The 22,634-nt window shown below is 70.0% G+C and carries 23 protein-coding genes and 2 pseudogenes; 8 read left to right on the top strand and 17 right to left on the bottom strand.

The window, feature by feature from the left end; translation table 11 throughout:
- Positions 1-9: 9 nt before the first annotated feature.
- Positions 10-1,440: a lipase maturation factor family protein gene (locus tag QQK29_RS15740; RefSeq protein ID WP_284301579.1), complete on the bottom strand. Its 1,431-nt coding sequence runs from the start codon at positions 1,438-1,440 to the stop codon at positions 10-12.
- A gap of 47 nt (positions 1,441-1,487) precedes the next feature.
- Here QQK29_RS15740 and QQK29_RS18825 point away from each other — a divergent pair, with 47 nt between their 5' ends.
- Positions 1,488-2,018: a phytoene desaturase family protein gene (locus QQK29_RS18825; protein ID WP_431308735.1), complete on the top strand. Its 531-nt coding sequence runs from the start codon at positions 1,488-1,490 to the stop codon at positions 2,016-2,018.
- Positions 1,904-2,926, top strand: coding sequence for a phytoene desaturase family protein (locus tag QQK29_RS15745; RefSeq protein ID WP_431308737.1), 1,023 nt, complete (start codon positions 1,904-1,906; stop codon positions 2,924-2,926). Before QQK29_RS18825 ends, QQK29_RS15745 begins: the two co-directional genes overlap by 115 nt.
- Positions 2,927-2,947: 21 nt before the next feature.
- Here QQK29_RS15745 and QQK29_RS15750 read toward each other — a convergent pair whose 3' ends face one another.
- Positions 2,948-3,313 (bottom strand): DUF4440 domain-containing protein, encoded by a 366-nt coding sequence (locus tag QQK29_RS15750; RefSeq protein ID WP_284301580.1) that lies wholly within the window; start codon positions 3,311-3,313, stop codon positions 2,948-2,950.
- A 52-nt stretch (positions 3,314-3,365) separates the two neighbouring features.
- Here QQK29_RS15750 and QQK29_RS15755 point away from each other — a divergent pair, with 52 nt between their 5' ends.
- Positions 3,366-3,965, top strand: coding sequence for a PadR family transcriptional regulator (locus QQK29_RS15755; RefSeq protein WP_284301581.1), 600 nt, complete (start codon positions 3,366-3,368; stop codon positions 3,963-3,965).
- A gap of 1 nt (position 3,966) precedes the next feature.
- On the opposite strand, the gene QQK29_RS15760 is transcribed toward QQK29_RS15755, so the two are convergent.
- The 3 genes and pseudogenes from QQK29_RS15760 to QQK29_RS15775 all read right to left on the bottom strand — a co-directional run bounded on the left by QQK29_RS15760 (position 3,967) and on the right by QQK29_RS15775 (position 5,571).
- On the bottom strand, positions 3,967-4,482 hold the full coding sequence (locus QQK29_RS15760) for a hypothetical protein (protein ID WP_284301582.1): 516 nt from the start codon (positions 4,480-4,482) through the stop codon (positions 3,967-3,969).
- Positions 4,479-5,107, bottom strand: a pseudogene (locus tag QQK29_RS18830) (NAD(P)-dependent oxidoreductase). Before QQK29_RS18830 ends, QQK29_RS15760 begins: the two are co-directional and overlap by 4 nt.
- 65 nt (positions 5,108-5,172) lie before the next feature.
- Positions 5,173-5,571, bottom strand: a complete 399-nt coding sequence (locus QQK29_RS15775) for a nuclear transport factor 2 family protein (RefSeq protein ID WP_284301584.1) — start codon at positions 5,569-5,571, stop codon at positions 5,173-5,175.
- Here QQK29_RS15775 and QQK29_RS15780 point away from each other — a divergent pair.
- The gene (locus QQK29_RS15780) at positions 5,570-5,719 is read left to right on the top strand and encodes a hypothetical protein (protein ID WP_284301585.1); all 150 of its coding nucleotides are present in this window, start codon (positions 5,570-5,572) and stop codon (positions 5,717-5,719) included. The genes QQK29_RS15775 and QQK29_RS15780 overlap by 2 nt on opposite strands.
- Before the next feature lie 136 nt (positions 5,720-5,855).
- On the opposite strand, the gene QQK29_RS15785 is transcribed toward QQK29_RS15780, so the two are convergent.
- The 3 genes from QQK29_RS15785 to QQK29_RS15795 form a co-directional block, all read right to left on the bottom strand.
- Positions 5,856-8,354 carry an FtsX-like permease family protein gene (locus tag QQK29_RS15785; protein WP_284301586.1) on the bottom strand — a complete coding sequence of 833 codons (2,499 nt, stop codon included), beginning with the start codon at positions 8,352-8,354 and terminating at the stop codon, positions 5,856-5,858.
- Entirely contained in the window at positions 8,348-9,151 is an 804-nt protein-coding gene (locus tag QQK29_RS15790; protein WP_284301588.1) for an ABC transporter ATP-binding protein, read from the bottom strand. The genes QQK29_RS15785 and QQK29_RS15790 overlap by 7 nt, the downstream gene beginning before the upstream one ends.
- 109 nt (positions 9,152-9,260) lie before the next feature.
- On the bottom strand, positions 9,261-9,779 hold the full coding sequence (locus tag QQK29_RS15795; RefSeq protein ID WP_284301590.1) for an NADPH-dependent F420 reductase: 519 nt from the start codon (positions 9,777-9,779) through the stop codon (positions 9,261-9,263).
- Between the two features lie 205 nt (positions 9,780-9,984).
- Between QQK29_RS15795 and QQK29_RS15800 the strand changes: the two genes are divergently transcribed.
- The gene (locus tag QQK29_RS15800) at positions 9,985-10,647 is read left to right on the top strand and encodes a TetR/AcrR family transcriptional regulator (protein WP_284301592.1); all 663 of its coding nucleotides are present in this window, start codon (positions 9,985-9,987) and stop codon (positions 10,645-10,647) included.
- A 24-nt stretch (positions 10,648-10,671) separates the two neighbouring features.
- Here the strand turns inward: QQK29_RS15800 and fdxA are convergent, their stop codons facing one another.
- Positions 10,672-11,001, bottom strand: coding sequence for a ferredoxin (fdxA, locus tag QQK29_RS15805; RefSeq protein ID WP_284301593.1), 330 nt, complete (start codon positions 10,999-11,001; stop codon positions 10,672-10,674).
- Positions 11,002-11,090: 89 nt separating this feature from the next.
- On the opposite strand from fdxA, the gene soxR reads away from it, so the two are divergent.
- The 3 genes from soxR (at position 11,091) to QQK29_RS15820 (ending at position 13,884) form a co-directional block, all read left to right on the top strand.
- Positions 11,091-11,558 (top strand): redox-sensitive transcriptional activator SoxR, encoded by a 468-nt coding sequence (soxR, locus tag QQK29_RS15810; RefSeq protein ID WP_284301594.1) that lies wholly within the window; start codon positions 11,091-11,093, stop codon positions 11,556-11,558.
- A gap of 77 nt (positions 11,559-11,635) precedes the next feature.
- Positions 11,636-13,006, top strand: a complete 1,371-nt coding sequence (locus QQK29_RS15815; protein WP_284301595.1) for an FAD-dependent oxidoreductase — start codon at positions 11,636-11,638, stop codon at positions 13,004-13,006.
- Positions 13,007-13,050: 44 nt separating this feature from the next.
- The gene (locus QQK29_RS15820) at positions 13,051-13,884 is read left to right on the top strand and encodes a DUF1697 domain-containing protein (protein ID WP_284301596.1); all 834 of its coding nucleotides are present in this window, start codon (positions 13,051-13,053) and stop codon (positions 13,882-13,884) included.
- Positions 13,885-14,125: 241 nt separating this feature from the next.
- On the opposite strand, the gene QQK29_RS15825 is transcribed toward QQK29_RS15820, so the two are convergent.
- The 8 genes and pseudogenes from QQK29_RS15825 to QQK29_RS15865 form a co-directional block, all read right to left on the bottom strand.
- Positions 14,126-15,448: a hypothetical protein gene (locus QQK29_RS15825; protein WP_284301597.1), complete on the bottom strand. Its 1,323-nt coding sequence runs from the start codon at positions 15,446-15,448 to the stop codon at positions 14,126-14,128.
- A gap of 124 nt (positions 15,449-15,572) precedes the next feature.
- The gene (locus QQK29_RS15830) at positions 15,573-16,454 is read right to left on the bottom strand and encodes a fumarylacetoacetate hydrolase family protein (protein ID WP_284301598.1); all 882 of its coding nucleotides are present in this window, start codon (positions 16,452-16,454) and stop codon (positions 15,573-15,575) included.
- Positions 16,451-17,353 carry an aldo/keto reductase gene (locus QQK29_RS15835; protein WP_284301600.1) on the bottom strand — a complete coding sequence of 301 codons (903 nt, stop codon included), beginning with the start codon at positions 17,351-17,353 and terminating at the stop codon, positions 16,451-16,453. Before QQK29_RS15835 ends, QQK29_RS15830 begins: the two co-directional genes overlap by 4 nt.
- Positions 17,350-18,162, bottom strand: coding sequence for an amidohydrolase family protein (locus tag QQK29_RS15840; protein ID WP_284301602.1), 813 nt, complete (start codon positions 18,160-18,162; stop codon positions 17,350-17,352). The genes QQK29_RS15835 and QQK29_RS15840 overlap by 4 nt, the downstream gene beginning before the upstream one ends.
- 2 nt (positions 18,163-18,164) lie before the next feature.
- Complete coding sequence (locus QQK29_RS15845) at positions 18,165-18,956, bottom strand: RraA family protein (protein ID WP_284301603.1); 792 nt, start codon at positions 18,954-18,956, stop codon at positions 18,165-18,167.
- Positions 18,953-20,883, bottom strand: a pseudogene (locus QQK29_RS15850) (DUF8034 domain-containing protein). The gene QQK29_RS15845 and the pseudogene QQK29_RS15850 overlap by 4 nt, the downstream one beginning before the upstream one ends.
- On the bottom strand, positions 20,880-21,710 hold the full coding sequence (locus QQK29_RS15860; protein ID WP_284301607.1) for a carbohydrate ABC transporter permease: 831 nt from the start codon (positions 21,708-21,710) through the stop codon (positions 20,880-20,882). The pseudogene QQK29_RS15850 and the gene QQK29_RS15860 overlap by 4 nt, the downstream one beginning before the upstream one ends.
- Entirely contained in the window at positions 21,707-22,633 is a 927-nt protein-coding gene (locus QQK29_RS15865) for a carbohydrate ABC transporter permease (RefSeq protein WP_284301608.1), read from the bottom strand. Before QQK29_RS15865 ends, QQK29_RS15860 begins: the two co-directional genes overlap by 4 nt.
- Position 22,634 lies beyond the last annotated feature (1 nt).

A 22,634-nucleotide genomic window follows, 5' to 3' on the forward strand; every position in this document is an offset into this window, starting at 1 on the left:
TCGGCCACCCTAGCCCGCGCGGAGCCGCCGGGGTGGATATGCCTCCCCGAGGCTCTCGCGCATCCAGACGAGTCCCGTGCGTCGTTTCTCCTCGCGGCTCGTGAAGCGGTAGTGCCACACCGTCGCCCGCACCCAGCGCGGCCGCTCGCCGTGGAACGGGTCGACCCGCAACAGCCGCAGAGTGCGCGGGTCGGCCTCGAGCAGACGGCGCAGGAACGCGTCGAACCAGCCGGTATCGGGCGAGCCGAGGGCGAGGAACCACATGAGCCAGTCGAGTCGCAGGTGGTACGGCGCGAACTGCCGCGGGATGCGGCGCGGATCCCCCGGTTTGCCGGGGAACTCGTACGCGCGCCAGTCGGCCGACTCGTCCGGGAACTCGGCGTCGGTGCCCTCCACGATGATCTCGTAGCGGGTCTGGGTGACCGATCCGAAGGCACCGTACGCGTTCACCAGGTGCCAGCGGTTGAAGCTGGCGTTCATGAGCTGCCGCTTGGCCACGAGGTTACGGGCCGGGAACCAGCTGAGCGCCACGAGCAGCGCCGTGACCGCGAGCACGGGCACGCCGAACCAGATCGGCATCCCCTCCGGCCCGGCGCCTGCAGGCCATGCCGCGATGAGCGCGTGCACCGTCGCATCGTCGATCGCGGCGAAGGCGAGCACGATCGTGAGCCAGTTGAGCCACGCGAAGTTGCCGGTGACCACGAGCCACAGCTGGGTGAGCACGATCACCGCGGCGGCAGCGGATGCGACAGGTTGCGGCGCGAACAGCAGCCACGGCACCACGAGTTGCGCGAAATGGTTGCCGAGCACCTCGAGGCGGTGCAGCGGCTTCGGCAGCAGGTGCGCCTGCCTGCTGAGCGGTCCCGGCATCGGCTGGGTCTCGTGGTGGTAGTAGAGCGCCGTGAGGTCGCGCCACGAGCGGTCGCCGCGCAGCTTGATCATGCCCGCGCCGAACTCGAGACGGAACACGAGCCAGCGCAGGAACCAGATCACGGGGATGGGGGTGGCCGTCTCGCTCGACCCGAGCCACGCGACGATGAAGCCCGCCTCGAGCAGCAGCGACTCCCATCCGAAGCCGTAGAAGGTCTGCCCCATGGTGACGACCGAGAGATAGAGCCCCCACAGCACGAGGAAGCAGAGGGTCGGCACCCACGCGGGGCCGAGCTGCGGCACGCCCACGACGAGCGCGAGACCGACCCCGATGCCACCTGCGCACACCAGCCGCAGCATCCGGTCGGAGTAGTGCCAGCGGAAGATCGTCGGCTGCTTCCGAGCGTATGCGTACTCGAGGAAGCGCGGCACCGGAAGGAGGCCCCGCTCGCCGAGCAGGGCGGGGAACTGCTGCAGGGTCGAGAGGAACGCGACCACGAAGATCGCCGCAACGCCCCGCTGCAGCACCTCGCGGGCGAGGTCGTAGTCGGTCGTGCCGAGCCACTCCATGCCAGCACGCTAACCCCGCGCCCCCGGCTGCGGCGATACCGTTGCGTATGGCCACGCGACGCGCGATCATCGTCGGTTCGGGACCGAACGGTCTCGCCGCTGCGGTGACGCTCGCCCGCGCCGGAATCGAGGTGACGGTGCGCGAGCGCTCCGCCACGATCGGCGGCGGCACGGCCACCCACGAGCTCACACTGCCTGGCTACCGCCACGACGTGTGCTCGGCCGTTCATCCGATGGCGGCGGCGAGCGGGTTCTTCCGGAGCTTCGAGCTCGCCTCGCGCGTCGAGCTGCTGACGCCCGAGATCTCCTACGCGCAGCCGCTCGCACCCGGCCGCTCGGCCCTCGCCTATCGTTCCCTCGGCCGAACCGTCGAAGGGCTCGGGGCGGATGGCGCGGCGTGGCAGCGCCTGTTCGCACCGCTCGTGGAGCGCGCGGCCGAACTCAGCGCGATCGCCGGCTCCCCGTGCTGCCACCCCGCCACCTCGCGACGCTCATCCAGCTGGGGTTGCGCATCCTGCACCAGGGCACTCCCGCCTGGAACCTCGGGTTCCGCGGTGAGGAGGCCCCCGCGCTGCTGACAGGCGTCATGGCCCACGCGATCCAGCGCCTGCCGGGCCTCGGAGCCACCGCGCCCGGGCTCGTGCTCGCCACCCTCGCCCACACGGTCGGCTGGCCCATCGTGCGCGGCGGCAGCGGCGCCATCGCCGATGCCCTCGCCGACGACCTGGCCGCACACGGGGGTCTCATCGAGACGGATGCCGAGGTGCGTGATCTCGCCGAACTGGACGCCGACCTCGTGATGCTCGATGTGACGCCGCGCGCCCTCCTGAAGCTTGCGGGGTCGAAGCTGCCCGGCGGGTACGCACGGATGCTGCGCCGCTTCCGCTACGGAGACGGCGTGGCGAAGATCGACCTCGCGCTCGACGGACCGGTGCCGTGGGCGGATCCCGCCCTCGCCGAGGTCGTCACGCTGCACCTCGGGGGAACGCGCGCCGAGGTCGCGCGGGGCGAGGCGGAAGTCGCCGCGGGACGGCATCCCGAGCGCCCCTACGTGCTCGTGACCCAACCGAGCGTGCTGGATACGACGCGTGCCCCCGATGGACACCAGGTGCTGTGGGCCTACACGCACGTGCCGCGCGGCTCGACCCTCAACCGCTCGGAGGCGGTCATCGCCGAACTCGAGCGGCTCGCGCCGGGAGTGCGCGATCGCATCCTCGCCGTATCGTCACGCAGCGCCGCCGAGGTGGAACGGCACGACGTGAATGACATCGGTGGCGACATCGCGGCGGGTGCCGCGTCGTTCCGGCAACTCGTGGCGCGCCCGCGGCTCTCCCCCACGCCCTGGCGCACGCCGCTGCCGGGCGTCTGGCTGTGCTCGGCCTCCACCGCGCCGGGTCCCGGCGTGCACGGCCAGAGCGGCTGGCTCGCGGCGCGAGCCGCGTTGCGCGAGCTCGGGATTCCCGAGCCGGCGCTCGGCATCCGCTGAGCCCGTCGACGGCGGCCGCGCTCACCCTGCCGGGATCGGCGTCTGCTGGTAGAGCGCGAGTCGCCAGCGCGCGTCACGGCGCACGTAGACACTCGACATGAGCGCCTCGAACGCGGGCTCGCCGTCGCGCCAGGCCCGGCCCGTGTAGACAAGCGCGGTCGCGTCATCGTCCAGCGCGACGAGACGCGGATCGCGGATCTCGTAGCCCACCCACGGCGGAGCATCGCCGAGGGACGCGACCACGGCATCCCGTCCCAACGCGAAGCCGTGAGCGAGCACCATGACCCCGTCGTCGGTCATGAGCCCACCGTAGAACTCGCCGCCGGTGCCGTCACAGAGAGAGTCCCATCCTCGTCGTTCGAGGGTCAGCAGTTCGTCGATCTCCATGCGAGCGAGGGTACGCGGGGCCGCCGATCGCGTGCGGCGATACGCTCGAGGGGTGGACGGCATTCGAGGCATCGCGCGTGGTGACCGCGACCTGGCGACCCTCGCCGTGCTCGCGCTGCTGTCGACGGGACCGCGGCATCCGTACGACATCCACCGGATGCTGATCGAGACCGGCAAGGTCTTCGTGACGGGCCTGCCGCGCAGCCTGTACCACGCGGTCGACAAGCTCGAGCGCGACGGGTTGATCGAAGCGATGGGCACCGAGCGCCAGGCTGGGCGCCCGGAGCGCACCGTGTACGCCCTCACCGATTCGGGTCGTCGCGAGGTGCGGCGCCGCGTCGAGACCCTGCTGGCCACGCCGACCCCCGACGCCGACCTGAGCTACGCCGCGCTGTCGTTCGTCGCGGTGCTCGAGAAGGAGCAGGCGATCGCGGCGGTGCGGGAGCGGTGCGCGGCCCTCGAGGCCACCATCGCGCAGCTCGAGGCGGCGCTCGCCGCCGCATCCGAGGTGGAACCGCTGCTGCTCGTGGAGTCGGAGTTCGAACTGGCGCGCGTGCGCGCGGAGCGAGTCTGGATGACAGAGCTCGTCGATCGGGTCGAGTCAGGTCGCCTCACCTGGCTAGACGCGTTCGCGGCCGCGACAGCTCGTTGAGTCAGCTCGTCGGTGCGAGGAGTGCCGGACGCAGGAGTCCGTACGCCAGCGCAGAGAACAGCGGGATCATCACGAGATTCCGCACGCCGAAGCTCCACGCCGCGGCCACGCGCGGATCGGTGCTGAACTGCCGCACGACAGCCTCGACGACGGGCCCGCCGAGCAGATTGAGCACGAGCCCCGCGATGAGCGCCGCCACGAGCAGTCGCCCGCCATCGTGTCGCACATAGTCGACGAGCGCGCCGAGCACCCGGCCGACCGAGTCGACCTCGGGGCGGCGCAGCGCGGCATCCGCTCGCCAGCCGAGCCAGAAGACGACGACGATCGCGGCGATCCGCAGCAGGCCCACGAGCGCCTCGACGGGCCAGGCGTACACGCGCGGGTCATCGGGGTGCAGCGCGGCGAAGATCCGCTGGGCGGCCGGAAGCGCCGACAGCAGAACGATCACCCATGCAAAGCGCGCGAAGAAGCCGAGCGACCAGAGCACGTCACCCGCGCCGGAGGCGACGGTGGTCACGAGGTGCGTGCTCCCGTGACCTCGATCGCCTCACGGCGCAGGCCGTCATCCTCCACGATGTCGAGCAGGGTCGCGGCGAGATCCGCGCGCGTGAGCTCATGAGCGCCGCCGTCGAAATCGGCGCCGTCCGGCATCCGCACCACCGCGCCGACTGCGGGCTTGTCGACGAGACGGTTCGCGCGCACGATGCGCCAGTCGAGGTCCGACCGCTGCAGCACGGCCTCCATGTTGCGCGCGTCGGCGTACGAGTGGCGAAGAACCATCCGGATGAAGGCGACCGCGAGCCGGGGTCGGGTCGCGACGAGCGCGTGGCTGCTCGTGACCACGATGCGGTGCACCCCGTGCTCCCCATCGACTGCACGAGGTTGCGGATGATCTGCTCCGACACCGTGGTGGCCTTGAGATCGGGCGCCGCCACGATCGACAGCACGGCGTCATGGCCGGCGAGCTGTGCGAGGTCGGCCGGCACGAGCGCGTCACCCTCCGCCACCCGAAGCCGCGGATGCTCGAAGCCCACGGCCTCGGGCCGACGCGTGAAAGCGGTGACCTCGTGCCCGCGCTCGAGTGCCTGACGCACGACGAGACCCCCGGTGCGACCCGTCGAACCGACGACGAACAACTTCATGATGCATTCCTCTCGCTTATGGCGGAATGCACTATAGCATCATGCGACATGACATCGCGAGGCCCTCACTCCTCGATGGGCTCGTAGCAGTCGAAGGTCTCGATCTCGACGATGCGGCCGTCGCGAAAGCGCACGAACTGGGCGATGTGCGCCGTCAGTCGCGCTCCGGCACGGAACGGCCCGACATCCGCCGCGATCACGCCCGACCAGTGCAGGCGTGCCGCCACGACGCCGTCGTCGAGCTCGTCGAGCGAGCGCACCTCGTAGTGCTGGCTCGCCAGCATGCCGGCGCCCGCCGTCGACGCCGCGAGCATCGCGTCGCGATCGCTCACCCGCCCCTGAGGCATGAGCGCGCTGGGACGCTCGATGGTGCACACATCCGGATGCAGGAAGGAGCTGAGCGCGTCGCCGTGGCGCCCGGCCTCAATGGCGGCATAGAAGGAACGGAGGGTCTCGGAGGACATGGACATTCGCGAGTTCGAGGATGAGCTACGCGGCGCCGTCGACGGCGCCGCCCTCGTCACGGCACGCGAGGTGCTCGCGTCGCTGCTCGACATCACGGGCGGCGCACACCCCGTGCGCGAGCGTGCCGTTCCCGCGCCCGAGCAGTAGCCGCGTGCCTCAGGCCGCCTCCGGGGTCTCCGCGAAGAACTCCCCGCAGGAGGGCGTGCTGTCTCACGGCGGAGAACTCCGGCGCGCTCGAGCGGCCCATGGACGCCTCCTCTCCCCTGATCATCACGCACCGCCGCTACTGGCGCGACCCGATTTCGGTGAGGGGCGCACTGCGCATGACACCCCGGGTGGCGAGCGCGAGCGCGATCACGCCGATGATGCTCAACGAGCCGACGATCGCGGCGCTCTCGATCAGCGAGATCTTCGGGAGCGGTTGCCCCGAGATGCCGACGCTGATCCCGACGAGCGGAGCTGCCGCCACGAGCACGCCGAGCACAGCTGCAAGCACGACCGCCACGAGCGATTCGATGCGCATCATCGCCCGCACCTGCCGTCGGGTCGACCCGACGAACTGCATCAGGGCGAACTCACGACGCCGCTCACCCGTGGCCAGCACGAGCGTGTTCACCACCGCGATGGCGATATAGCCGAGGATGACAGCCAGCGCGATCAGATTGACGAGCGAGTTCGCCTCCCGCGCGCCGTCGCCCGCCGCACGCAGCGCCCGATGATCGAGCACCGTGAAGCCGGCCGCCCCCAACGATTCCTGCACGCTCGCCGACATCCCCGACTCCGTGCTCACCAACGCGTAGTCGCTGAGGCCGGACGTCGTGTGCGCCCGCAGGGCCGCGTTCGTCATCGTGACGTCGCCGAAGCCCAGCCCGCGGGTGTAGGTGGCGACCACGGTCGCGGTGATCACCGCGCCGTCGCCGAGATGGCCGGTGACGGAGTCGCCGAGCTGTGCGCCGGTCGCGAGCGCAGCATCCGAACTCAGGGCGATGGTGTGATCGTCGGTCACGTCGTCGAGCGTTCCCGACACGACCCCGAGATCCATGGTGGTGCCGAGGGCAGCCGGATCGATCCCCTGGATCGGATACTGCTCGGATGTCGGATCCCCGAGTTGCACGAAGCTGACGATGATCTGGCTGACCACCACCGGATTCACCGCCTCGACACCCGGCGTCCTCACGATCGTTCCGACTGCCGCATCGGACAGCCCGGACGGGCCGCCCGTCACCATCAGGTCGGCGGTCACGCCCGCGCGGGATTGCGCGGTCGCCTCCGCCGCGACGATCGACTGGGTGCCCACCTGCACGAGCCCGAGACCGATGCCGAGGGCCAGCGGAACGATCGCCGCCGCGAGTCGACGCGAGTTGCTGCGCGCGTTCGTCGCCGCGAGGAACGCCGAGGCCGACCCGAGGTGGCGAAGCGGCGCACCGAGCACGGCGATCGCGATGCGCACCAGACGCGGTCCGAGCAATCCGACGGCCACGATGAGCAGCAGGGCGGCCGCGACGGGCCCCGCGATCGCGATCGTGCCGGGAACGACCAGGGGAACGGCCGAGGCGGCCAGGCCGAGCACGCCCAGAACGACGCCCACGATCGTGCGCGCCCGCCCCACGCGGGCCGGTGTCGTCGATGCCTCCTGCAAGGCTTCGATCGGGCTGATACGCGCAGACCTCCGCGCAGCCACCGCCGCGGCGAGCTGCGACGCCGCCACCATCGCCACGACGGCGATCAGCGGAGGAATCGGCCCGAAGGTGAGCGCGAAGTCCGAGGGGATGACTCCGGCCTGCGCGAAGCCGAAGCGCATGACCGCCGCGAGAAGGAGGCCGGGGATCACTCCGAGGATCGCTCCCACGCCTGCCACGATGAGCACCTCCTGCGCGACGAGCCGATGGATCTGCAGCGGCGTCGCGCCGATGGCCCGCAGGAGGGCGAACTCCCGCCGTCGCCGCTGGATCGACAACGACAGCGTGCTCGTGACGACGAACAGGGCGATGAGGATCGCGGTGCCGGCGAACGAGGAACCGATCGCGACGAGGGTTGCTCGCGCGGCCCCCGCATCCAGGAACTCGCCCGCGCCGCGATCGCGCCCGGTGTAGGTGGCGACCTCAGGCACCTGCGCGTGGATCTCGCGCGCCAGCTCGCTCGGCGAGACGCCGTCGCGTGCGAACACGCCCACCACGGTGGCCCCTCCATGCGGCATCCACGCGGATGCTGTCGCATCGGTCACGAAGACGTGCGCCGCGCGCGAGGGTTGGTCGCCGTCCGCGGCCGCGATGCCGACCACCCGATACTCCGCGTCGATGCCTCCGTGGCCGAGCGTGATGGTGGCACCGAGTTCCGTGCGAGCAGCGAGGATGCCGTCGACGACGACCTCATCCGCCGCCCGTGGGGCGCGTCCCTCCGTGATCGAGTACGGCGTGAGGGTCGCGGCGCTCCAGCCGTGCGCCTCGATCGCCGTGCCACCCCACGACAGAGGCACCGTGGTGTCGGCGACCACGGCCGCCGCATCCGGAAGCACGCGAATCGCGTCAAGCGCGTCGGCGGGCACAGGGACGCGCTCGGGAAGCGCGTAGCTCGCGTCCTCGGGGCTCACGAAGGTCTGGGTACCGCCGACGATCACGTCGGCGGCGGCGTAGCGTTCCGGATCGAGCCCTCCGCGAGCGCCCGATTCGATCAGCACGCCGAGGCCGGTCGCCAGCATGGTCGCCGTGAGCACCGCCACGAGCATGCCGATGAGGGTGCCCCGGTTCTGGCGGATGCCCGCCCGCACGAGCGCGTTCACCATGTCCCCAATCCGGTCATGCGGTCGACGATCTGCTGCGTCGTCGCGCCCTCCAGCGCGCCGACGAGTGCACCGTCGGCGAGGAAGATCACCCGCTCGGCTCGTGCCGCGACCATCGGGTCGTGCGTCACCATGACGACCGTCTGGTTCAGCTCGTGGGTCATCTGCACCAGGAGGTCGAGCACCTGCTTGCCCGCTCGCGAATCCAGAGCGCCGGTCGGCTCATCGGCGAACACCGCATCCGGTCGCGTGATGAGCGCCCGCGCGATGGCCACCCGCTGCTGCTGGCCACCCGAGAGCTCTGCCGGGCGTCGCCCCCGGAGGTCGTCCAGGCCCACGGAGTGGATCATGCGGTCGCGCCAGGGCTTGTCCACGCCGCGGCCCGCCAGGCGAAGCGGCAGCGTCACGTTCTCCTCGACCGACAACGCGGGCAGGAGGTTGTAGGCCTGGAAGACGAAGCCGACATGCTCCCGCCGGAACTTGGCGAGCCGGGTGGCCCGCAGGTGCGAGATCTCGGTGTCGCCGATCCACACCGAGCCGCTCGTGGGCGTGTCGAGGCCGGCTGCCGTGTGCAAGAACGTGCTCTTGCCCGAGCCCGACGGCCCCATGATCGCCGTGAACGACCCGCGCGCGAGGCTCAGATCGATGCCCCGCAACGCCATCACGGCGGATGTGCCGGTGCCGTACTGCTTCACGACACCCTGGAGGCGGATGGCGGATCCCGTCGCCGGGGACCCGGCGGTCGCCCGCGCGGGTCCCCGGTGATCGACGGTGGTCACCGCCGTGTCGAGGCGCGACATGGCTATGCCGCCACCCGGGTGTCGACCGCGAGCGCGATGTTGAACCCGAGGCCCGTGCGGGCCAGACCCATCTCGAGCAGGCTCGCGCTCTCGAGCCAGTGCGCCATGCTCAGATCCCCGCGTCGCGCGGGCGAAGTCCGAGGCTCGTGATGAAGGTGGCCAGGCTCTGCTTGGCCTTCGGGTCATCGCCCGCCAGGAACACGTCCACCGGGTTGCCCGAGGCGAGCACGTGGCTGAAGAGCGTGTTGAACGCCTTGATCACGTGGGTGCTCTCCGGGGCCGCCTCCGCGATCTGCGTCGCGACGGACGTGCCGGCCGGAACGGCCAGCCCGGTGGCGTCGGGTGTGAACGGGTTCGTGATGTCGACCACGATCTTGCCGGCGAGCGCCTCGCCGAAGTCGCGGACGACGGGCACGGCCCCGGCGAACAGCACGGCGAGGATGACGATGTCACCCGTCGGCCGCGTGCCCCAGGTTCCCGTCGTGGTGTCCCCGCCGAGAACTCGGGCGAGGGCTGCGGACTTATCCGGGTTGCGCCCGATGATCTCGACGGTGTTCCCGCCGGCGACTGCCCGACTGCCGATGGCGCGGGCCATGTTGCCCGAGCCGATGATGCTGATGCGTGCCATGAGATGCTCCTTCTTCGGTGTCTTCTGATTCACCGCGGGCGTTCATCTGGCGTCGAGTCGATCGTCAAGGTGAGGCACCCCTCCGGTTGCGGGATATAACCGGAGGGTTGCCTCACCTATTCCGCCCGCCGCGAAGTTTTTCGTCAGTGCTCGACCGAGCGACGAAGAATCGGAGGGCCCCTCCGCTTCGGCGTAGAATCGCGGTGTGACGATCACCGCAACGAGTCGGACGCGTCGACCGCGTCGTCGGGACGCTCAGGAGCGCTACGACAGGATCCTGGCGACGGCGCAGCGCGAGTTCGCCGTGCGCGGTGTGGATGCCTCACTGGAAGGGATCGCTCGCGAGGCGGGCGTCGCGATCGGCACGCTGTATCGCCACTTCCCGACCCGGCTGGATCTGCTGCTCGCGGCCCTCGAGCCGCGCCTCGCCGAGCTCCTCGACGAATCAGAGCGCGTCATGGGGATCGACGACCCGTGGAGGGCATTCGCCTCCTACCTGGAGAACCTCTTCCGGCTCCAGGCGGGCGACCGGGGGTTCAACGACTTCCTCTCCCGGCGCTTCCCCGGCAGCGCCGAGACCGAGCGCCTCCACGACCAGATCTGCGAGCACATCGACGAGGTGCTCATCCGCGCCCAAGACGCGGGCGTCGTGCGCCCCGACATCGCGCGCGGCGACATCGTCACGCTCATCTGGTCGAGCAGCCGCATGATCGACGCCACGAGCGTCACCGCGCCGAACGCCTGGCGTCGGCAGCTCGCGCTCATGCTCGACGCCTATCGGGCACCCCGCGCGCATCCGCTTCCCGAGCCGCCGCTCACCGACGAGCAGCTCTACGACGCCATGGTGCGCCTCAACGCCGCCGACTGAGTCCTCGCGCCCTGTTGCGCGCCGTCAGACGAGCGGGTGCGTCTGGGGCGGCAGCGCGGCCACCAGCGAGTGATCGAAGTCGTAGACGCCGACCTTCGCCGCGCCACCGGGCGAGCCGATCTCTGCGAAGAACTCGGCGTTGGCCACCGTGTAGTCGCGCCACTCGTCGGGCACGTCGTCTTCGTAGTAGATCGCCTCGACCGGGCACACCGGTTCGCACGCACCGCAGTCCACGCACTCGTCCGGGTGGATGTACAGCATCCGCTCGCCCTCGTAGATGCAATCGACGGGGCACTCGTCCACGCAGGCCCGGTCTTTGACATCCACACAGGGCAGAGCGATCACGTAGGTCACGTCGACCACTCCCTCTCGACCACTGTCGATGCGGTCAACCTCACGCTAATATCTAAAGTGAACTTGAGGTCAAGCCGAGAGGAGGCGACATGTCGCCCGTTGAGCCCGACCCGGACGACCTGCTCTCGATCGGCGAGATGAGTCGACGCACGGGCGTGGCCGTCTCCGCGCTGCGCTACTACGAGAGCCTCGGCCTCATCGTCTCGGTGCGCACCGAGGGCAACCAGCGTCGTTTCGCGCGCCACATGCTGCGCCGGGTGTCGCTCATCTCGGTCGCGCGCAACCTCGGCGTCTCGCTCGAGAGCGTGCAGGATGTATTCGACACGGTGCCGCTGGATCGCACGCCGAGCCATGAGGACTGGCAGCGCGCCTCCCGAGCGTGGAAGAAGCAGCTCGAGGAGCGCCGGCATCGACTCGAGCGACTCGAGCACGAGTTGACCGGCTGCATCGGGTGCGGATGCCTCTCGATGAAGGCCTGCCCCGTGCTCAACCCGGGCGACGCGCTTGCCTCCACCGGGGCGGGCGCCCGCCGCTTGGAGGACTACTCCGACGCGTGAGCGCGCATCGCGATCACGCTTTGACCTGAAGTGCAGTTGAGGTTCTACCGTGAAGGTGTTCCTCGCGAAAGGACGCCATGACCCACGACCTCGCTCCCCTGAGAGTCGCCGTGGTGGGCGCCGGTCCCGCGGGAATCTTCACCGCCCAGCTGCTCCGCCACGATGCGCCCGACACCCAGGTCGACATCTTCGAGCGGCTGCCGGTGCCGTTCGGCCTCGTGCGCTACGGGGTGGCACCCGACCACCCCCGCATCAAGGGCGTGGTCGACACCCTGCACGAGGTGCTCGATCGGCGGGATGTGCGGCTCGTGGCCGGCATCGAGGTGGGAACGGATGTGAGCGTGTCGCGGTTGCGCGCAGCCTACGACGCCGTGATCTTCGCGACCGGCGCTGACCGGGACGCGCCGCTCGCCCTCCCCGGAATCGAGCTGCCCAGGTCCTTCGGCGCGGCCGAGTTCGTCTCCTGGTACAACGCGCACCCCGAGGCCCCCACCGCGTGGCCGCTCGACGCTGAGCACGTCGGCGTGATCGGGGCGGGGAATGTGGCCCTGGATGTCGCACGGATGCTGGCGAAGCATCCGCGCGAGCTGACCGCGACCGAGATCCCCGATCACGTCGCCGAGGCGCTTGCGGCCAGTCGGATCACCGACGTGCACGTGTTCGCGCGCCGCGGTCCCGCCGAGGCCCAGTTCACGCCACTCGAGTTGCGCGACCTGGGCGAGCTGTCCGACGTGGATATCGTGGTGGACCCCGCGGATGTGGTGCTCGCGCGTTCCTCGGAGGCGCTCGTACGCAGCTCCCACCAGCGGAGCATCGTGGTGCGCACCATCCAGGAGTGGGCGGGGCGCGATCCCTCGACCTTCACGGCCTCGCGTCGCATCCACCTGCACTTCATGCAGGCCCCCGTGAGCGTCGAGGGTGACGGCCGGGTGGAGGCACTGACGCTCGAGCGCACCCGCCACCTGGTGAACGGCGCGGTGGAGGGCACAGGCGAGCTGCGTCGACATCCGCTCGGCCAGCTGTACCGGGCCATCGGATACGCCTCGCGCCCGATCCCCGGCGTGCCGTTCGATGCGGCGCGGCGCACGATCCCGCACGACACGGGCCGCGTGATCGGCAACGACGGCGCCCCCGTGCCCGGCCTCTACGTGAGCGGCTGGATCAAGCGCGGTCCCACCGGCCTGATCGGCTCGACCAAGATGGACGCGCAGCAGACCGTCACCCAGTTGCTCGACGACCTGGCCCCGGGCCGCGTCCGCCGCGTCGGCAGCGACCCCCTGCCTGCACTGCTCGAGGAGATCGGCCGCCCGGGCATCGACTGGAGCGGATGGCTGCGTGTCGACGAGCACGAGCGCGCCCTCGGCGAGGAGCAGGGCCGCGCACGCGTCAAGGTGCACTCGCTCGCGGACCTGACGGCGATCGCGCTCGAGGCCCACGTGACGAACTGAGGCGCCCGCATTGCGCGCGACTCGACAAGGGCCACGGACGCCGGGTGTCACGAGCGGTCGAGGCGGATGACCCGGCGGCCGCGCCGTTGCCGAGCGCGGTGCGGGTGCACGAGAACCATGTGGTGGGGCGGGCCAGGCTCCGTATGCTGCTGTGCGTGACAACGGCACACGTCGCGCTCTTGCGTGGCATCAACGTCGGCGGCCGAAATGCTGTCCGCATGCCTGAGCTCGTGGAGCTCTTCCGCGAACTCGGGTACCAGAACGTGCGCACCCATCTGCAGAGCGGAAATGTGCTCTTCGAGACTGACCGCACGGAACGCGCGAAGTTGGAGACGACGCTCGACGATCACCTCTCGTCACGCGTTGGATTCGTCGTTCCCGCCATCGTGAGGTCACGGGAGGATCTGGCGGAGACCATTGCCTCCGCTCCGCCGCGGCACGGCTCATCAGAGTTGCGCAGTGATGTGTTCTTCCTCAAGCAGCCGTTGTCCGTTCGCGAGGTGATGGATCAGGTGCCCGAACTGCGGACGGGCGTCGACACGATCACCCCGGGACCGGATGCCGTCTACTTCTCGCGGGATGCCGCGCACGCGCGGAAGACGCGGATCACGAAGTTCATGGGATTACCGATCTTCCAGCAGATCACGGTCCGCTCCTGGAGTACGACGACTCGCCTGCTTGAGCTTCTGGTTAACACCTCGAGCGCATCAGTTCTGGAAATGAAAGCCGAGCTCCTCACTAATCGCGCCTCCGAACGCCGCTACGCCGCGGAGCCCCTCGATGGCGGGCCTACCAGCTCGCAGATCAGTTCTCACCGCTGGAGACAACGAAAAAGAGGGCCGCCTTCGGCGACCCTCTTCTTCGTTCCGGCGGGCTGACAGGATTTGAACTTGCGACCCCTTGGATGGGATCGTCACTTTGGTACTGAATGACCGCGGAAACCGCCGGATCCCTTATGTTTACTGGGGAGTCGTACAGCCGTCCGGTTCCGCGTCCAGCGGGTCGATTCGGGATGTTTCGGGGTCAATGTGATGAGTAGGTGAGGACTCAACCGGAGCACACTTGCAGCATTCACACTGACAACCTGGCACTTCGCCAGCATCAACTGGGACCTGGACTCTACTTCTTCTTGCGCCCGCGGCCAATCAATCGCTTCAGAGGGTTTCGCGACTCCAGGATGCCGGCCGTCTCGAGGGACGAGCGAACGGTGCCGGAGATCCTGACATTCGGCCACATCGCCAGCGCGGTCTTTGCTCGGGTCTTCTGCACGCTGGTGAGCACGCTGGCCACCGTAGCGAGGATCTCGTGCGCAAGGGGTCCGTCGACGCCACGGGCTTTCCCCTGGAGTGTCGCGAGCGCTTCCATCGCGACACGGGCCTTATCAGGGGTGGTCGGCAGCGTCCCGAAGTCGGTGAGGCCCGCGCGCCGGGCGCCGATAGAGGCGCCAACGGTGAGCTGCTTGGCCACCTGATCATAGAGATCGGCGGAGGGACCGTCGGCGATGATCAGAGTGAGGGTAGTGGCCGGAAGGCCAGTGTTGGAGGACAGCCTCCAGGCGACGGCCCGATCGGCCGGGGTGACCAGCTTCGACCAGGCAGACCAGTCCGCATTCGTGATGATCGAGAGCGCGATGACGTCGGCGGCCGCCTCCACTTCGTCGGCGGCGGGTCCGGTGCGCAACCACTCCGGCGCAATTGAATCAAGCGCGGTCGTCGGGATCGTTTCGGCAACGTCGACCCAGGCAAGGTGGTCGATGGCGATGCCGCGGGCGACCTGCCGCAGCTGGAGCCGGATCATGGCACGCACCTCCGGGGCGGTGAGGTTGCGCTCGTTGCGCTCGACGCCCAGGCGGGCGGCGAGCAGGTCAACGCGGCTATCCGCAGCGGAGTCGATCAATTCGATCGCAGGTTGAAGTGCGGCTTCAGGGGTCGCGGTCGCAAGTGCCCACTGGACGAGTCCCGCCCAGTGAGCGGCGGCGTCGACGGCAGGAAGACCGTCGAGGGCGTCGACCAGGGCGATCCTGGCTCCGAGGGCGGCCTCGGTGAAGGTCTTCGCCTCGGTCGGCTCGACGGCGGCGGCGACCTCGGCGGGGGTAGCCTCACCGGTCAGCGGCGACGGGCAGGCGGCGCGAATGGCCATGACGATAGTGACGGCATCGTCCAGGAGTCCGTCGGCCTCCGGCTCCTCCAGGGCCCAGGCGACGGTCGCAGCGATCGCGGCGCCACTGCGCGCCCTGTCGAGGCCGACCCCCGCGGGTAGCAGGTCGAGCCAGCGCACCTCGGCGAGTTCGGGCAGATCGATGATCGCGTCGAGGGCCTCATCGCCGGCGACCTCGGCAGCGACGGTGTCGCGGTCGTGGACGAGTCTCGCGTCGTGGAGGTCGAGCGCCCAGGCACTGTCTGGGTCGACGCGGCGCAGGGCGCTGAGCAGGGCGCCCCGCAATTGCCGGCCGGTCGGCAGCGCGTCCCAGTCGGCGATGAGGTCGGCGAAGTCTTCGGCAGCCTGCTCGTTGTGCGCGTCCCGTGCGGCCTGGAGCTGCGCCTCGCGCTCGGCGGTGACGGCGCGGCTAGGGGTGCCGGAGGCTCCTCGGCGGGTTCATCCGGCGGCGAGTAGGCGAGTGCGAGTCGCTCAATCTGCGCCTCGGTGAGGCTCGCGCGGGTCTCGGTGCCAATCCGGGCGTGTCGGGAATGCCGAGAGCGACCCCGGCCGGGGTTCCCGTGTTGATCACGTCGCCCGGGTAGAGCACCATGAACTGGCTCAGATACCAGACGAGGTGCGCCACCGGGAAGATCATGTCGGCGGTCGTCCCCTCCTGGCGGACCACCCCGTTCACGACGAGCCGCAGGGCGAGAGCCTGCGGATCCTCGATCTCGTCGACGGTAACGAGCGTCGGCCCGAAAGGGTTGAAGGTCTCGCAGCTCTTGCCCTTGCCCCACTGACCGCCGCGCTCGAGCTGGAACTCCCGCTCCGACACGTCGTGCGACACCGCGTATCCGGCAACGTGGCGGATCGCCTCCTCAGGGGAGGCGGCGTACCGCACCTCCGACCCGATCACGACCCCCAGCTCGACCTCCCAGTCGGTCTTCGTCGAACCCCGCGGGATGCGCACCTCGTCGTAGGCACCCACGAGGGTCATCGGATCCTTCAGGAACACGATGGGTTCCGCGGGGAGGTCGGCCCCCGTCTCGGCCGCGTGGTCGCGGTAGTTGAGGCCGATGCAGACGACCTTCCCGGGTCGTGCGATCGGGGCGCCCACCCGGAGGCTCATCGCATCCGGAAGCTCTGCCAGGGCTCCGACCCCATGGGCCTCGCGGACGAGGGCGGTACCCCCGCGGGCGAAGAACGCCCCGTCGAGGTCGTCGGTGATGCTGCGCAGGTCGAAGACCGTGCCTCCGGCGTGCAGCACGGGGATCTCCGTGCCCCGCTCCCCCAGTCGTCCCAGTCTCATCCGTGTTCTCCTTCTGTTTCGAGTACCGCGTTCCACAGTCCCTCGGCATCCCCCTGAGCTTCTGCGGCGCGCACATTGGCCCGCACCTGATCGGCCGACTCGGCACCCAGAACGACAGAGGCGACGGGGGCCGGGTGCCGCGCGAACGCGATCGCCGCCTGCGGCAGGGTGTAGCCGAAGCGTGCGCTCAGCTGAGCGAGTTCGCCCGCCCGCTCGACGACCGCATCCGGCGCGACCGTGTAGTCGAAGCGACCCCCGGCGGCGGGGTGCGGTGTGGCCAAGATCCCGCTGTTGAAGACGCCGACGTTCAGGATCTGCACGCCGCGGTGTTCGCACAACGGCACCAGTTCATCGAGGGCGGAATGGTCGAGCATGGTCAGCCTGCCTGCCACCATCACCACATCGACGTCGGTCTCGCGCACGAATCGCACGAGGCTCGGCAGATGTCTGCTGCCGACCCCGATCGCGTCGACGATGCCCGCGGAACGCATCCGCTCGAGTTCGGGGTAGGCGGCGGTCAGCGCCTCGTCGAGGTGCCCCTCCGGGTCGTGCACGAGTGCCGTGTCGACACTGTCGAGGCCGAGCCGCCGGAGCGAGCTCATGAGAGAGGTGCGCACGCCGTCGGCCGAGAAATCCCAGGTGCGGGTTCTGCCGCCGTCGATGTCGACGATGAGGCGCCCGACTTTCGTGCTGAGCCGGTACTGCTCGCGGGGTCGGTGGCGCAGCGCCGTACCGAGGCGCTCCTCGGCGAGCCCCAGACCGTAGTGGGGCGCCGTGTCGAAGAGGCGGATGTCGCACGCCCAGGCGGCGTCGACTATCGCCGTCGCAGTGTGCTGGTCGAGCGGTTCGAAGAGGTCGCCGAGTTGGGCGGTACCCAGGCCGAGATCGGTGCCCATCATGCGGCGATCCCGTACACGCGTGCGGCGGTGCCCCCGAGCAGGAGCGCGCGCTCGTCGCGGCTCCCGGGCGACGTCGCCTCGACCAGCCGCCGCCACGCCCCACCGCCGTGCAGGGTCGAGACGGGCCAGTCGGATCCGGCCATGAGACGTGACGGGCCGAAGGCGTCGCCGACGGTGGCCAGCATTTCGGGGAGATCGGCCGCGAAGACGGCATCCCCCGACACCTTCAGGTGCGCCCCGTCGACCGCCGCCAGCTCGCGGATACCGGTGCGCCAGCAATCCCGGAGCCCGCCCGGGGTGGGGCCGCCCAAGTGGTCGACGACGACCGTCAACCCCGGAACGGCGCGGCCGACCGCGGCGAGCGCCGGCAGCGCCCCCTCGTCGGCGAGCACCTCGACCACGAGGCCGAGATCGCGCAGCGCGGCGAACGCGGTCGTCACGTCGCGACTCGCCCACCCCTCGGCGTCGGCACCGACCGCCGAGACGCGCACGCCGCGCAGCAGTTCGCCGCCCGGTGCGTTACGCAGCAGGGCGACTCTCTCCTGCGCTCCGGGGGCGAACGGGTCCACACTCCCCACCACCGCACCGATCCGTTCCGACCGCGAAGCCACTTCGAGCAGGCGGCGGTCTCCCGCGGCCGTCTCCTCGGCCGCGACGAGAACCGCCCTGTCGACACCTGCCAGGTCGAGTTCGTGCTCGAGCTGCTGGATGCCGAACGGTCGCCGGATGCCGGCGGCGGCATCTGCCCGCAGCCAGGGCGCGTCGAGCAGTTCGTGGCCCCAGACGTGCGTGTGCGCGTCGACGAGCATGGTCAGGCGAGCGGTAGGCGACCGGCGTCGCGCCACGCCTCGTACTCGGCGCGGCTGTCGGGGCTGAGCGGGTAGTAGTCCGAGAGTCGCGCGCCCTGGTCGAGGCGCATCCGGCTGAACTCCTCCCAGTTCTCGTGATCCTCGGCCGACTGCACCAACTCGAGCGCCTTGCCCGCGGGCACGATCACGGCGCCGTCGTCGTCGGCCACCACCACATCCCCGGGGAGGCACAGCACGCCTCCCGCGGCGACCGGCACGTCGTACGCCCACGGGAACTGGTCGGTCTGCGATGCGTAGTGGGGCGTCGTGCCGGTGCACCAGATCGGCACCCCGAGTTCGCGCACCCGCGCGGCGTCGCGGATGCGGCCGTCGACGACGATGCCCGCGCCTCCGCGACGCTTGAAGTAGCGCACCAGCATGTCTCCGAAGCACCCGGTGAAGGGGCTGCCGTTCGCCTGGACGACGAGAACGTCGCCCTCCTGCACCGTCTCGAGCACGGCCCACAGCGCCGTATGCCGTTCGACGTACTCCTGGCCGAGACCGGTGGCCACGTCTTCCCGCTGCGGCATGAACTGCAGCGTGAGCGCGGAGCCGACGACGCGGCTTCCCCGTTCGAGTGCGACGGGGCCCTCCACGTACGAGCGGCTGATCCCCATCCCCTGCAGCTTGGCGCACGCGGTCGCGGCGCTCACCGCCTCCATCCGCTGCAGGATGTCGGCGTCGGCGCGGTCGAAGCTGCCGCCGCGCACGGGCAGCGGCCACACGGCCGACGGGGATTCGAGGACGGTGTTCATGCTTTCTCCTGTTTCGTGGGGATATAGGTCTGGTGGGCCGCGACGTTCGCGCGGCGGGTGATGGTGAGTTGGAGGGCGATGCGCGTTCGAGGCGGCAGTACGACCTCGAGGCGGGATGAACCGATCCGATGCGTGCTCGAGGACGGAACCGTGGGCGGGATGGCGTAGCTGTGCGGGTCGCCGGGGTATCCGGGTGCCGCGCCGCTGTAGGTGACCTCGTCGATCGTGTCCTCGCCGAAGGCACCGGCCGTCAGCACGACGACACGTTCGGTGTCGCCGGTGTTGACGAGTTCCGCGGTGACGTCGTCTCCCCGGATTCCACTGACGAGCATCGCGACGCCCGGCGGCAGGCCGGGGCGCGACCGGTCGGCGTCGCCGACGGCGAGCCGGGCGAAGGTCAGGCCGCCGTAGTAGACGGCCGGTGGCGCGCCGGTTACGAGTTGCGTGAGCACCTCGGTAACCACCGGGTTGAGGCGCTGCCAGAAGTGGATGTCGCCGTCCTCGGGTGCATCGGGCGCCTCGGCGATGAGGGCTCGCTGCCGCAGCACCTGGCCGATCGCCATCTCGAGCGCGCGCTCGGGGTAGTCGATGTTGCGGCCTTCGAGGTACTCATGCCAGGGCGCCTCATGCCCCTGCTCCTCCTTGTCGCGGAACCACCGCACGGCGCTCCAGTCCGATTCGGACGCCGCGTGCACGCGGGCGACGCGATCGCGATCGGTCTCGGCATCCGACACCCATCCGAGCCAGAGCAGGGGCGACAGCGGCACGGGGTGGAAGTCGAACCAGCCGTCGGGGCCGTGACGGTACGGCACCAGCAGCTCGCGGGTGTCGGGGGTCGCGCCGAGCTTCTCGGCCCATCCGGGGCCGAGGTTGCCGCGTTCCGCGATGCGATCCGACACCTCGGCATGGCCGAGCACGGTGTCGAGCGGATCCCGGGCCAGATCGAGCCGGTCGAGCTCGCCGGTGAGTACCACCGCGTTGAGCGACGCGACAGTCGCCGCGGCGCCGATCGAGTGCAGCCCGTGCGGCCACGTCCAGCCGTAGTGGCCACCCCACCACGCGCCGCCGTGAAGTTCGCCGACGGCACCCGTGGGGCCCACGTTGTCGGGCAGTGCTCCCCTGTTCGCGGCCGCACGCTCGCGCCACGCGTCGATGTACTCGAGCGCCCACTCGGCGAACGCCGGCTCGTGGTCGTACAGCCAGGCGTTCACCGCGAGCGTCGTCGCGGCCAGGTTCACCACGGTGTCTCCACGCCCCATCCGGGTCTGCATCGCGGCACCCATCGCTGAGGCGGCCCCGGGGACGCGGAGGTCATCCCAGCTTCTGATGCCGTCGACATCGTGCAACGGCAACCCGTAGGGCTCCATGCCCGGCTGCTCGGCTGAGTATCGGTCCCAGTCCTCGCCGACACCCCAGCGGGGTCCCTGCGATCCGGTGTGGGGGCCACGATCGTGCGGGTCGCGGCGTCGTAGTTACCGGTCGGCGAACCCGGCAGGTAGTAGCCCGCGAAGCGCCGAGCCCGGTCGCGGAACACCGCATCCGCCGGGTCCGCCGCGCAGATGCCCAGCAGCAGGCCGAGCGACTCCGCCTGATGGAACCAGTCGTAGCCGACCTCGTACTCGTCGGCGACGAACCCGAACTCGGTGAGCTGGAGGGTGACGCCCTCCCAGTGGTGCTTCGCTGCGGCGAGCAGCTCGTCGGAGCCGCCCAGCCGGTAGAGCGCCGGCCAGTTGAAGAACGGTTCGTAGAAGTCGTCGACACCGTCCCGCCCGTGCATCCGGCCGCCGTAGCGCAGCCTGCCATCCAGCTCGCAGAAGCGCCGCTCGAACTCGCGCCACCCCTCCTCGAGCAGGTCGAACAGCGTACGCTCCAGCACCGCCCATCGGGGAAGCTCCCGCAGCGGCTCGGATGCGCGCAGGCGGGTCATCCCTTGACCGCCCCCGAGGTGAGGCCGCCGATGATGCGCTTCTGCAGCAGCACGTAGAAGATGATCACGGGCGCGACCGCGAGCAGCATGTTCGAGTACACGATCGTGAAGTCGGTCGAGTACTTGCTGATCGCCGAGTAGACGCCCGTCGTCACCGTGTAGATGCCGGAGCCGGGGCCCAGGATGATGCGCGGGTTGACAAAGTCCGACCACACGCCCACCGCGTTCAGCACCACCGCGGTGGCGACCGCCGGCCGCATGAGCGGGAAGATCACCCGCCAGAAGGTGCCGAGGCGCGAGGCGCCGTCGATGCGGGCCGCCTCGTCGAGTTCGCGCGGAATGCTCTGCACGAAGGCGGTGAACAGGAACAGCGTCGTTGGGATGGTGAGGGCCGTCTGGAAGAGCACGAGCCCGGGCAGGGTGCCCATCAACCCGAGGGTCTTCAGCACGTAGATGACGGGGATCACGATCGTCTGGCTGGGGATGAACAGGCCCGCCAGCATCACGAGCAGCACGATGCGGTGCCCGCGGCGCACACCCCGCGCGATCGCGTACGAGGCGGGGCCGGCGACCAGCACCGACAGCACATTGACGACGATGACGAGCAGCGCCGTGGTGCCGTAGGCCCCCACCACGTTGAAGTCGGTGGAGGTGGCGGCGCGCCACAGGTTGTCGAGCGTGAAGCCGTCGTCGGGCCAGCCGAACGGCGAGCCCACGATGTCCTGCTGGGTTTTGAAGGCGTTGGTGACCAGCAGGTACAGCGGCGCGAGCATCGCGACGCCGATCAGCACGAAGGCGGCGGTTCGCAGCGTGCGGCGCGCGATCATGCCGACACCGCCAGTTCGCTGCGGCGACGCAACTGGGTGAGCACGACGGTGACCGTGATGATGACGACCATCAGAACGACCGACTGCGCAGCCCCGTAGCCGAGCTGCGAGCGGCTGAACGAGGTGGTCAGGATGTTGAACACGACCGTTTGGGTCGTCCCCGCGGGCCCGCCCGCGGTGAGCGCCAGCACGATTTCGTAGACGCGCAGCAGGCCGATCGCGGCGAGCACCACGTTGAGGGTGACGGTCGGGGCGAGCACCGGCAGCTTCACGCGCCAGAACGTCTGCCAGGGGCTGGCGCCGTCGATGACGGCCGCCTCGATGAGCGAGTCGTCGAGGGTCTGCAGACCCGCCAGGTAGAGCACGACGTTGACGCCGAAGCTCGCCCAGATGATGACGAGGAGGGTGGTGACCATCGCCCACGTCGGGTCGGCGAGGAAGGGCAGACGCTCGGCACCCAGGTTGGTGAGCACCGAGTTGATGGCGCCGTTGCTGCCGAGGATCGACGACCAGAGGAACCCGAGGATGATCGGGCCGATCACGTAGGGAGAGAAGACGAGCACACGCATGACCGTGTTGACCCGCGTGTTGCGGTTCAGCAGCACCGCAATGCCGAGCCCGAGCGCGTTGCAGGCGATCGTACCGACCACCGCGATCACAGCGGTGAACGCTGCAGCCCGCAGCACATCCGGGTCCTGGAACAGGCGCGTGTAGTTGCGCGCGCCGATCCAGTCGGGCGGGATGGTGAAGCCGTCCCAGTCGGTGAAGCTGAGGTACACGGCGATGCCGATGGGGATCAGCACGAACGCCACGACGAGGGCGAAGGCGGGCCCGATCATGACCGCGTCGGTCATGAGGTCGGTGCGCGCGGCGCGACGCCGCCGGGATGAGGTGGCCGGGGCCGGCGGGGCGGCCGAAGCCACC

The organism is Homoserinibacter gongjuensis (genome assembly GCF_030161875.1).
Classification (GTDB): Bacteria; Actinomycetota; Actinomycetes; order Actinomycetales; family Microbacteriaceae; genus Homoserinibacter; species Homoserinibacter gongjuensis.

Excerpts from the sequence above, each read along its gene's own strand:
- QQK29_RS15750 (WP_284301580.1), bottom strand. The coding sequence starts at position 3,313 with ATGGAGATCGACGAACTGCTGACCCTCGAACGACGAGGATGGGACTCT.
- QQK29_RS15785 (WP_284301586.1), bottom strand. The coding sequence starts at position 8,354 with ATGGTGAACGCGCTCGTGCGGGCGGGCATCCGCCAGAACCGGGGCACC.
- QQK29_RS15740 (WP_284301579.1), bottom strand. The coding sequence starts at position 1,440 with ATGGAGTGGCTCGGCACGACCGACTACGACCTCGCCCGCGAGGTGCTG.
- QQK29_RS15845 (WP_284301603.1), bottom strand. The coding sequence starts at position 18,956 with ATGAACACCGTCCTCGAATCCCCGTCGGCCGTGTGGCCGCTGCCCGTG.
- QQK29_RS15835 (WP_284301600.1), bottom strand. The coding sequence starts at position 17,353 with ATGATGGGCACCGATCTCGGCCTGGGTACCGCCCAACTCGGCGACCTC.
- QQK29_RS15830 (WP_284301598.1), bottom strand. The coding sequence starts at position 16,454 with ATGAGACTGGGACGACTGGGGGAGCGGGGCACGGAGATCCCCGTGCTG.
- QQK29_RS15775 (WP_284301584.1), bottom strand. The coding sequence starts at position 5,571 with ATGTCCTCCGAGACCCTCCGTTCCTTCTATGCCGCCATTGAGGCCGGG.
- QQK29_RS15795 (WP_284301590.1), bottom strand. The coding sequence starts at position 9,779 with ATGGCACGCATCAGCATCATCGGCTCGGGCAACATGGCCCGCGCCATC.
- QQK29_RS18825 (WP_431308735.1), top strand. The coding sequence starts at position 1,488 with ATGGCCACGCGACGCGCGATCATCGTCGGTTCGGGACCGAACGGTCTC.
- QQK29_RS15790 (WP_284301588.1), bottom strand. The coding sequence starts at position 9,151 with ATGTCGCGCCTCGACACGGCGGTGACCACCGTCGATCACCGGGGACCC.
- soxR (WP_284301594.1), top strand. The coding sequence starts at position 11,091 with ATGTCGCCCGTTGAGCCCGACCCGGACGACCTGCTCTCGATCGGCGAG.
- QQK29_RS15780 (WP_284301585.1), top strand. The coding sequence starts at position 5,570 with ATGGACATTCGCGAGTTCGAGGATGAGCTACGCGGCGCCGTCGACGGC.
- QQK29_RS15815 (WP_284301595.1), top strand. The coding sequence starts at position 11,636 with ATGACCCACGACCTCGCTCCCCTGAGAGTCGCCGTGGTGGGCGCCGGT.
- QQK29_RS15860 (WP_284301607.1), bottom strand. The coding sequence starts at position 21,710 with ATGATCGCGCGCCGCACGCTGCGAACCGCCGCCTTCGTGCTGATCGGC.
- QQK29_RS15840 (WP_284301602.1), bottom strand. The coding sequence starts at position 18,162 with ATGCTCGTCGACGCGCACACGCACGTCTGGGGCCACGAACTGCTCGAC.